This is a genomic window from Novosphingobium mangrovisedimenti (assembly GCF_025153475.1).
In the GTDB taxonomy this organism is placed as follows: domain Bacteria; phylum Pseudomonadota; class Alphaproteobacteria; order Sphingomonadales; family Sphingomonadaceae; genus Novosphingobium; species Novosphingobium mangrovi_A.
Genome location: NZ_JANZXA010000044.1, coordinates 1 through 2,197 on the forward strand (window position 1 = coordinate 1; position 2,197 = coordinate 2,197).

Annotated in this window: 2 protein-coding genes and 4 pseudogenes; 2 read left to right on the plus strand and 4 right to left on the minus strand. The window is 62.4% G+C overall.

Annotated features, from left to right (window positions below; genetic code table 11):
• Window positions 1-121, minus strand: a pseudogene (locus NZK81_RS21770) (Mu transposase domain-containing protein); the annotation flags it as partial.
• Here NZK81_RS21770 and NZK81_RS21325 point away from each other — a divergent pair.
• On the plus strand, window positions 98-1,006 hold the full coding sequence (locus tag NZK81_RS21325) for a transposase (RefSeq protein ID WP_188824014.1): 909 nt from the start codon (window positions 98-100) through the stop codon (window positions 1,004-1,006). The pseudogene NZK81_RS21770 and the gene NZK81_RS21325 overlap by 24 nt on opposite strands.
• Here NZK81_RS21325 and NZK81_RS21330 read toward each other — a convergent pair.
• A pseudogene (locus NZK81_RS21330) lies at window positions 993-1,226 on the minus strand (helix-turn-helix domain-containing protein); the annotation flags it as partial. The gene NZK81_RS21325 and the pseudogene NZK81_RS21330 sit on opposite strands and share 14 nt — an antisense overlap.
• Window positions 1,227-1,371: 145 nt before the next feature.
• Between NZK81_RS21330 and NZK81_RS21335 the strand changes: the two are divergent.
• A pseudogene (locus tag NZK81_RS21335) lies at window positions 1,372-1,743 on the plus strand (DDE-type integrase/transposase/recombinase); the annotation flags it as partial.
• 132 nt (window positions 1,744-1,875) lie between these two features.
• Here the strand turns inward: NZK81_RS21335 and NZK81_RS21340 are convergent.
• The gene (locus NZK81_RS21340) at window positions 1,876-2,022 is read right to left on the minus strand and encodes a hypothetical protein (protein WP_260047976.1); all 147 of its coding nucleotides are present in this window, start codon (window positions 2,020-2,022) and stop codon (window positions 1,876-1,878) included.
• Between the two features lie 63 nt (window positions 2,023-2,085).
• Window positions 2,086-2,197 (minus strand): annotated as a pseudogene (locus NZK81_RS21345) (IS5 family transposase); the annotation flags it as partial.

The following is a 2,197-nucleotide window of genomic DNA, read 5'->3' on the forward strand; positions in this document are numbered from 1 at the left end:
TCACGCGGATCAGGTCCGGCAGTTGCTCGACTTCGACGATCCGCCGCGTCCGGTCGGGCACGCTGTAGTAGTTGCCACCGACCGCCACGAGCCCGTCGTGGCTGACCCGCCGTTCGAGCTTCTGCCCACCCGCTGGGAGAAGCCGGTCACCAACTTCCTGCTGAACCTGCGCGGCCGGGAGAAGGTCGAGGTCGTGACCACCGACATGTGGAAGCCCTACCGCAAGGCGGTGAAGATCGCGATGCCGCAGGCCGTCCTCGTGGTCGATAAGTGGCACGTCATGCGGATGGCGAACGACGCCATGGAGACCGCGCGCCGGGTCTACCAGGGCGGGCAAGGCATCTCGAAGGAAACCCGCAAACAGTTGAAGAAGGGCTGGTCGATCTTCCTCAAACGCCCGTACCAACTCAGCCCGAAGCAGCTGCTCGACCTCGACGGATGGCTCAAGAACACGCCTGAACTGGCTGGAGCATACGAGTGCAAAGAGCAGTTCATGGACATCTGGAAAGCCCGAACAGCCACCAACGCGCTGGCCCGGCTCAACCACTGGCGCGACAACATCCCGCCCCACCTGTACCGCCTGTTCAAGCCTGTCGTCACAGCTACCACGAACTGGGAAGCGGAAATCATGGCCTACTTCACTACTGGCCGCCAGTGGACCAATGCGGCCACGGAAGCGCGCAACCGCGTGGTTAAGATGACCAACCGCATCGGCGCCGGATACAGTTTCAACGCAATTCGCGCTCGCGCTCTGTTCGGAAAGCGGCCCGGTAGGGTCGCCAAAGAGAAGAAGGACGCGCAGGCGGAGCCTGCACCTGCTTCCCCTCGCTACCTTGAATGCGTCTCCTGCAAGGCCCTCGTTCCCCGTGGCGACCACTGGAAGTACGACGAATACTACGTCGATGGGCACGTCTTCGAAGTCGCTGCGCTCTGTGCCGACTGTGCCCGTTTCAACACGGAAGAGTGGTTCGGTGCAGAAGGTCATTCTACACCGAAATCCGAATAGCCGGAAATGCCGACACCCGCTCGCGCAGGAACTCCATGTAAGGAGCGATCTTGCTCGGCCGGCCCGTCGTGCGCGGACCGTAGACCGGAACCTCGACGCCCCGCTCGATGTATTTGCGCACGGTCTTGGGATCGCGCCCCGTTCGGCGCGCGATCGCGGTCACCGACAGTCCCTGCCGGTGCAACTCCAGTATCATCATGGCTTCTCCAAGTCGGATCATCAGCGCCGCCTCCCACGAGGAGACTTTCTCGCGCCGATTTTGGCGTTGCCAATGAGCCGGGGTTAACCCCGGCTCATTGGCAATCAGGTCCAACAATCAGGGAATTTTCAAAGCCCACTTTTGCGGAGAATTACACGCCCACTGACATCGTGAGGAGAACCTGCGGGTCCGCCGCCGCAACGGTCGCAAGCGTGCCCTGGGCACCAGGGCACCGATGGTGCTGCCGGATGGGCCGAACCAGCGATGGAGCCTGGACTTCGTCTCGGACACCTTCGCCTGCAGCCGGCGCTTCCGCATCCTGTGCGTGGTCGACGACTACACGCGCGAGTGCCTGGCGATCCATGTCCAACGCAAGTTGAAGAGCGATGACGTGCTGGCGGTGCTCACTGAGCTGTTCCAGCGGCACGGTCCGCCCGATCACATCCGCTCGGACAACGTCCTAGGTCGGGAAGCAGCGGCGGAAAACAGCCAGAAGGTCTCGTTGCGCCGATCACGATCAGCGCTGATGTGGTTCTGATCCAGATGGCTTCCATCGTCAAGGAAAGCGCTCTCGGCCATAGCAAACACAGGATCCAGCGGCCGCGTTGGTCGTGGTCCTCACCGTCCTTAAAATGAGATGCGCGTGCCGGATGGAAGGCCCGAACATTATCTACAGGGTCGCCGAAGCGCCCTCACGGCTGCACAGAGAGGGGTCCTTCCATCTGGTGTCCGCCCGTTCGACGAACGGACGGTACTCGGTTCCCGTCTTGATGACGGCGTGCGCGACACGCGCCATCTTGGCGGTGAGTGCGGTCATCGCCTTGCGGCGTCGATCAGGGTCGTTGCCATGCCCGGCGACATAGCGCCCTAGGCTCAGGACTCATTGCGGCAGCCAGAAGATGACGGTGGCGGCGATGCAGATGGCTGAGAAGAAGGTGTGGGCGCAGCGGTCATAGCGGGTGTGGATGCGGCGCCAGTCCTTGAGTTTGCCG

Bases quoted from the DNA above. Each gene is read 5' to 3' on its own strand.
- NZK81_RS21340 (WP_260047976.1), bottom strand. From the start codon at position 2,022: ATGACCGCACTCACCGCCAAGATGGCGCGTGTCGCGCACGCCGTCATC.